At 58.8% G+C, this 7,090-nt stretch carries 9 protein-coding genes; all 9 read left to right on the top strand.

The features are described 5' to 3' along the window. Positions 1-765 precede the first annotated feature (765 nt). The 9 genes from ACT3TP_RS13225 (at position 766) to ACT3TP_RS13185 (ending at position 7,084) form a co-directional block, all read left to right on the top strand. On the top strand, positions 766-1,740 hold the full coding sequence (locus tag ACT3TP_RS13225) for an ABC transporter ATP-binding protein (protein ID WP_096285371.1): 975 nt from the start codon (positions 766-768) through the stop codon (positions 1,738-1,740). After that, entirely contained in the window at positions 1,737-2,642 is a 906-nt protein-coding gene (locus ACT3TP_RS13220) for an ABC transporter permease (protein ID WP_096285373.1), read from the top strand. Before ACT3TP_RS13225 ends, ACT3TP_RS13220 begins: the two co-directional genes overlap by 4 nt. A gap of 40 nt (positions 2,643-2,682) precedes the next feature. Then, a complete protein-coding gene (locus ACT3TP_RS13215) occupies positions 2,683-2,811 on the top strand; it encodes a hypothetical protein (protein WP_255248399.1) in 129 nt (42 codons plus the stop codon). Between the two features lie 74 nt (positions 2,812-2,885). Then, positions 2,886-3,992, top strand: a complete 1,107-nt coding sequence (lxmK, locus tag ACT3TP_RS13210) for a class V lanthionine synthetase subunit LxmK (protein ID WP_255248400.1) — start codon at positions 2,886-2,888, stop codon at positions 3,990-3,992. Next, positions 3,992-4,939, top strand: coding sequence for a T3SS effector HopA1 family protein (locus tag ACT3TP_RS13205; protein ID WP_176484141.1), 948 nt, complete (start codon positions 3,992-3,994; stop codon positions 4,937-4,939). Before lxmK ends, ACT3TP_RS13205 begins: the two co-directional genes overlap by 1 nt. A 171-nt stretch (positions 4,940-5,110) precedes the next feature. After that, on the top strand, positions 5,111-5,281 hold the full coding sequence (locus tag ACT3TP_RS13200) for an LxmA leader domain family RiPP (protein WP_181148426.1): 171 nt from the start codon (positions 5,111-5,113) through the stop codon (positions 5,279-5,281). Between the two features lie 44 nt (positions 5,282-5,325). After that, positions 5,326-5,496, top strand: a complete 171-nt coding sequence (locus tag ACT3TP_RS13195) for an LxmA leader domain family RiPP (RefSeq protein ID WP_176484142.1) — start codon at positions 5,326-5,328, stop codon at positions 5,494-5,496. A 92-nt stretch (positions 5,497-5,588) separates the two neighbouring features. After that, positions 5,589-6,227 (top strand): flavoprotein, encoded by a 639-nt coding sequence (locus ACT3TP_RS13190; protein ID WP_096285377.1) that lies wholly within the window; start codon positions 5,589-5,591, stop codon positions 6,225-6,227. After that, complete coding sequence (locus tag ACT3TP_RS13185) at positions 6,224-7,084, top strand: hypothetical protein (protein ID WP_141393514.1); 861 nt, start codon at positions 6,224-6,226, stop codon at positions 7,082-7,084. Before ACT3TP_RS13190 ends, ACT3TP_RS13185 begins: the two co-directional genes overlap by 4 nt. The last annotated feature ends 6 nt before the right edge of the window (positions 7,085-7,090 follow it).

Here is a 7,090-nt window from a genome sequence, read left to right as displayed (position 1 = left end):
CACCTCTGGGCGCACCAAAAAGTAAAAGTCTCGGGACATCGTTGATTTGATGTCCCGAGACTTTTTCGTTTAACCTTCTGCAAGTCCTTAATGCCGGATCCCGCTGTCTGCGTCCCGTATCGGCGCCGCAAGGGTCAGCGAGCAGGAGCGAATGGACTCAGCGCGGCTTGTAGCACCTTATTCTGCATTTGCGCGAAAACGCGTCATGGGGCTATCGGCAGCTGCTGAATCCCATGGCCCACTGAGTCATGAGCAACGTTTATACCTTTACTCAGCGTGGAATTCGCAACCTGAGCTAGCAGGAGAATCCGAAGTACTGGCATAGCAATGCTCCGCTGAATGCCGAGTCGGCCAAGGAAATAAGTGTGGTGTTGAGTGCAACGGTTCCAGCGGTAAGCAACTTGACCATGAGTTTCTCCAGTTTTCGCGATCTAGATGATGACGTGCCCGGCAGCTTTGTGCCACCAACAACTTTTCACCGCCCCGCGCATGCGGCACATATACAAAAGACCAATAATTCCGCTCTATATGATTCAGCTGGATTAAATGGCGGCAGGCCGAATACCCACACTTCGAACTGCGGGAAGCGAATCGATAGTCTGCGAATATACGCTCAAATAATCTGTCAGGAGTGCTGATCAGTTCCCGCTCAGGAAGGAATATTGGCCTTTAGAACAATGCAGAACTGTACTCAAGTACAGGGTCAGCTCGTTCTTCGCTCCATAGAGTCGGTATCGATAACGAAACCAACACGAGGAGCACCTCATGAACGGACTGCAGCTCACCGGCATCGTCCGCAGCTTCGGCAACCGCACGGTTCTGCACGATATGGACCTTTCGGTTCAACGCGGCGAGATCGTCGGGTTCATTGGCGGTAACGGCGCCGGCAAGACCACCACGATGCGGCTAATCCTCGGATTGCTGAACGCCGACCGGGGAGAAATCACCTGGGATGGATCACCAATCACCACGGCAGATCGTCGAGCCATCGGCTACATGCCAGAAGAACGCGGACTCTACCCGCAAATGCCAGTCCGCGAGCAAATTATCCATTTTGCCCTGCTGGAAGGCCATATGGGAAAACAGGCCAGAGCGGTTGCCGACGATCTTATCGGCTCCCTGGGCTTGACTGGCCGGGAAAAAACCTTAATCCAGGACCTGTCGCTGGGCAATCAGCAACGTGTCCAGTTGGCTGTCTCGCTCGTCGGCAATCCTGCGCTTCTGGTCCTCGATGAACCGTTCTCTGGTTTGGACCCAACCGCGGTGGCCACGATGGGTTCGCTGCTTCGCGAACAGGCTGCCCGCGGTGTGGGGGTGCTCTTCTCATCCCACCAGCTTGACCTGGTAGAGCGTCTTTGCGACAAGGTTTGCGTCCTCGACCAAGGGCGAGTGAAGGCCAGCGGCAGTGTCGCCGAATTGCAAAACGACGGCCAGAGCAGATGGCAGCTGAGGTTCTCGGCGAATGCCGACGGCTTCGCAGCAGAGATCGCCATGATCCGAGGGCTCACAGTCACGTTGCCCGCCGATGACCACAGCACGGTGTTCGTGTCCATGTCCGGAACCGATCTGGACCTACCGCCGGCGCTACTGGCGGCGGCGCAACGTCATGGTTCCTTGCGCAGCATCGAAGCAATTCAGCGATCCTTGGACGACTTGCTGTCCCAGGACTTCATTTCCGCCGGACGTGGCGAACTGACCATCAACGCACAACTCGCCCAGAATACAGGAGGAATCTCATGACCACCCAGCCGCTAAGCCTTAACACCATGCCGGGCCTGAGCGGAACGTTCCGCGAAACTGGATTGGTAATTCGGCGCGAAATCCTCACCCGGACGGCCAATCGAACCATCTTGATTACCACCGGATTACTTGCCCTGGGAGTCGCCGCAGCAGCAGGCATCGGCGGTTGGTTCCTCGTGAACTCCATGGAGCAATTTCAGGCCTTCACGCTTAATCCTCGAATGCTCTTTGCCACGGCCATGATCTGTGCGCTCCTTACCTCTCTGGTTTATTCGGCTCAAAGCCTGACCACCGGGGTCGTGGAGGAAAAATCTTCGAGAGTCGTCGAAATCCTGCTGACCAAAATCGGTATCACGCCGTTGCTGCTCGGCAAGCTCATCGGCATCGGCCTGGTAACTCTCACGCAATTACTGGTCATCGGTGGCGCAGGGGTGCTCGGGTTCTCAGTGGTGGGAGGCTTCTCGCTACTCGACGTGGAAGCTGGACCTATCCTGGTGTGGTTCCTGATCTGGTTCTTGCTTGGATATGCCATCTTTGCGCTATTGAACACGGCGCTGGCGGCCACCGTGGCCCGCCAAGAAGACTTAGCTTCTGCGGTTATGCCGCTTTCGGTCTTGCAGATGGTGCTGCTGGTACTAGCGCTCTATGTCCTGCCCAATAATCTTGAGAACGGCTGGTTGCACGCCCTGTCGTTCGTACCGCTGTTCTCCTCGTACCTCATGCCGATGCGCGTCGGACTCGATGGAGTAGATGCCTGGCAGATGGCGACCTCCGCCGCAATCGCGGTGCTGTCTATTCCAGTGCTTTTCTGGATGGCCACCAAGCTCTACCGGAACAACGCGCTGCGTACCGGTTCGCGAGTCTCGCTACGCGATGCGCTCAGCTCCGACGATGCCGCCTAGATTCTCCCGCTTCACGCAGTCAATGACGAAAGGACACCCCATGACTGACAACGACAATAACCAGAACCTCGCTAAGAGGCCCTCGAATATTCGAAAGCAACTGCGTAATCTCGCCTTGCTCGCCCTCGGCGTCGCCATTGCCTACGTCGTCACCAATTTCCTCCGCTAGCGACCCCGTCAGCTCTTCGAGATTCCCTGTTCGTATCGGCGTCGCCGGTACGAACAGGAAGGAAGCAGATCATCATGAGCACGACCACGCTTTATCCTCGATCTTTGAACCCCGAGGCTCATCAGGCTTCACTTTTGGCTGATGCGCTATTGGAACAGCTAGGGCGGGCCTCGGTCCGGAGTATTTCTCCGGCAGCTTTTGCCGGGCGCAACGGAACCTGGGTCCTGACGCTAGCCGATGGCAGCAAGGTCTTTGCCAAACGTTTCTCCGAAAAATCTTCGACGCCGCGAGCGTTCAATCGCTCCTTGGAATTCGCACGCTTCACCCACACGCATCCGCACCATGCGCCGGCAAGCGCACGCCTGATCGCCTCGAATGAAATTGAACGCCTTCTCATCTTTGACTACTGCCCCGGTGAAAGCCTGGCCAGCATGGTGGTTGAGGAACGGGTGCCGGCAGATTTCGCGTCACGGGCCGGTGAAATCCTTGGACGTTTGCATACCGCTGCCCCGACAGGTCTGGAGCCCACCACCATTTCCAGTCCCCCGATTGAAATGCTGCACCTCGGCGTTCCGCAGGCCCAGTACCAGAATTTTACCCTCGCCGAAATCGCGCTGTGGGCGCAGTTGCAGTCCGATAATCTACTCATCAATGCAGCCGTTGAACTGCGTGACTGGGAACTGCAGCATCAAACCAGCCCAATCCACGCGGACCTGCGGCTCGACCAGTTTCATCTTGAGGAGAACGAGCTACTCCTGCTCGACTGGGAGGAATTCGGACTAGGAGATCCCGCCCGGGATCTCGGCATGCTGGCCGGAGAATGGATCTACCGCGCGGTTCTCGACACGGTCACCAGCCGGGGCAATGCCGGGGCGCCCCCGGAACATTTCGACGAAGAGCTGGCCACAGCGGTCATGGCGCAACGCATGGGCATGGTGGTCCCGCAGATCCAGGAACTCTGGCGCAGCTACACCCGCATCGCTACCGGCTATGACGAGCAGCTCCCCGTGCGCGCCACCGCGCATCTGGGTTGGCATCTCATCGATCGTTCAATTGCCCGAGCTGCAATGGTCTCCCGGCTACCTGGCATCGAACGAGCCGCAGCCGGCGTCGGACGAAAGGCGTTGCTTAGTCCTGGCAGCTATTACCAAGCCCTTGGATTCGGAAGGAGTGAACACTGATGCCACCGACCCTCACCCGCTGGGCGAGCTTTGAGCGAATACTTGAAGGATTGGCCGATCACGTCAGGGTGGACTTGGCGGCGAATACGGCGCGTATCGGGAGCACCTCATTGAGCGCAGGAAGTCGAAGTGAGCTCAGATCGCAGCTTAGCGCGGCCACCTACACTCACCTGCACATCAGAAATCCGCTCATCGAGAATATGCCAACGACCGGGTACCAGGATCTCGCGGACGAATTAATCGCGGATATCCCCCACCGAAGCATCTGGCAGCAATCCGGATCGCCCGCAAGGCAAACGGTCGATGTCCAAGGTCTCAAGCACCACGTAGTCACCCTCGGCGGCGTCAAGGTACTTGTCCCACACCACGATGTGTCTCGGTTGGATCCCTCATCCGAAGCGGCCGTGCGCACGCCCAGCTGGCGCACCCGGACCACTCCCGGATACGTCTTGGCGCTCGGAGCAAGCGGAATCGATGCGGAGCAGGTCACTGCACGAATCTATGTCACCTGCGATTCGGCGGCTCAAGCCTTGGAACTCTGGCCTATCGTCCTAGATGTCTTAGCAAAGTCAGCCGGCGGCTATCAGGCTAAAGCGCTTTCCTCTTCCCTCGCCTATCCGCGCAGCGACGCGATGGTGCTCTACGTGCCAGACACCGCTGTGCAGGAGATCGCCGACCGTCTCACCGCCGCAACGGCTCGGATCTCAGCCCCGCACACGGAGCACTCGATCTTTACCCAGCGGCTGTCTCCAAGATTCTCGCAAGCGGGAGAATCGGCGGATCCACGGCCTTCCCACCGAGGGCTGAGCTTCGGACAGCACCGCTCCCGGGTACTCACCGATGCACTGCTGACCGCGGCCAAGAACGAGATGCGACTGCAGGATGCCTGGGCATTTGAGGCGACCAGAGCCAGGATCGATCCCCGTAATCCGGCAACCAATCTCTGAGCTTCTCATACTTTCCGCATTCACGAGCCAGCGAATTCAGCGCCTCGGTGAAGCACCCCCAAAAATTTGCGTACCGTCGAGGCGCCCCCGCAGCCTCTGGAAACGCGTTCACACCTCATCCGAGGAACAACACAATCAGCCTTCAACGGCAATTATCTCAAGGAGCAAAACATGGACAACAACGCACTCGCACCACAAGCCAACCTCACCGACCTCGCCCAGGCGCACAACACCTTCACCACCGCCGGTGAACTCGGCGCCGACGCCGCCACCGAAGCACCCGCCACCAGCCCGCTTTGCGTCGGCATCATCATCGGCGCCACCCTCGGCGCCGGCTGCTAAGCCCCCACACCCACCAACCCATCACACCCAAAAAGGAGCAAAACATGGACAACAACGCACTCGCACCACAAGCCAACCTCACCGACCTCGCCCAGGCGCACAACACCTTCACCACCGCCGGTGAACTCGGCGCCGACGCCGCCACCGAAGCACCCGCCACCAGCCCGTTCTGCGCTGGCGTGCTCATTGGCGCAACGCTCACGATGGGCTGCTAGTCCCCGTCCTACCCCGGTCAGGCGACGGCCCCAGAGCCGTTATTCGGGCCGTCGCCCAACCGGACCCATCAAGTCCCTCAAAAAGGAACACCATGACCACCGCAGAAAGTAAGGCCGACGCCTCCAAGCTGGATCTCACGCTCGAAGGATTCGGCTACCGAAAAGTCGTGCTGGTCCTTACCGGATCCGCTGCCACTCAAATGATGCCGTTTTGGCTTGAATGGGCCCTAGAAGCTGCCCCCGAAACACAGTTCAGGATCGTCATGCGCGATTCTGCCAGCCGTTTCATCACCCGTCACAGCCTTGAGACTCGGCTACGGGCCCGGATCCAATCCGACCATTGGGACGATGAAATTATCGCGGCCCATATCGATTTGGCCGAGTGGGCGGATCTGATCCTGATCTACCCGGCCACGTTGGACTACACTTCGCGGCTTGCCCACGGCATCAGCGATTCCCCCTCACTGCTTGCGGCGCTGAGCACCCATGCAAGGGTGTGCATAGCGCCGTCGCTTCCTCCACGTGCAATGGAAAACCAACTGGTCAGGGATATTCTGGAGAAGTTGCGCAAACCGAAGAACTTCCTCGTGATCAATCCTGTCCCCGGCCCGAGCGAATCCAGCGCTATTTCCGACGCCTGGGTTCCACCCGCCTTTCCAGCAGTATTGCGCCGCCTCGAGTCGGAACGTCGTTTACTCGTTGATCTTGTTACGGGGGTTGAGCGGCAATGACTACAACCGAAGTGCAACCGCGCAGCACGCCAAGGCGCCGGCTCACGACGGGCCTGCTCGTCACGGAGCTGCATTTGGGGCAGGGCAAAGCCGTGTGGACTCGACGATTGGGTGCCCAGGCACCACTCGATTTCTCCCAGACGCAAAACCCTTCTGCGGAGAATCAGCGGCAACACATTGTGTGGGGAGAGGGAACCGCCACATTTCGCAGCTACGCTACCGCTGCCGGCACAACCGTTGCTGAACAACTCCAGCAACGCTCCCCCAAGGACATGCACCGCATAGGTCTGCTGTGGGGTGAGGCGCTCAATAATCTGCACGCTACCCCCATAACCGGTCAAACAACGCTTCGCGAACCGCGCACGTTGCAACGGGCCGAAGGCTGGCTGAGTGGAAAATGGTTGCCTGCGTTGCACACGTTGGGCCCCATGGCCCTAGGCCAACTGAAGCGGTGGTCGCAGCGAATGCTGGGCACTCAGGATTCGGCGTTGGCGCATGGCTCCCCCGGCATGGCTCATTGGGTGCTCACCGCAAATGGCCGTAGTGGATCGCTGTTGACCGGAGAGGACACTGGACTTGCGGCTCCCGCCTATGACTTCGGATGGGTTCTTGGTGAAATTGCCGAGCTCTATGCCTTCTACCCCGCATTGCGCACAAACCTCGACCCGCTGCGCTTGGGACTGCTGGATACCTATCCCGAGGCCATTGGCGAATCCGGCTTTAGTTTGGCCTGCGCCTACCGGCTGACCCAGCATGCTTACGACTGGCACCACTACGGACATGCCTCGTTGCGCGAAGCCCAACTGCTCTTGGACTTGGCCGTCAACCATCTGTCTACCCAGTACGCGAAACTTTAGGAGAAG

Origin of the sequence: Glutamicibacter sp. AOP38-B1-38 (assembly GCF_052377485.1) — a bacterium.
Classification (GTDB): Bacteria; Actinomycetota; Actinomycetes; order Actinomycetales; family Micrococcaceae; genus Glutamicibacter.
This window is presented reverse-complemented; position numbering and strand designations above follow the sequence as displayed.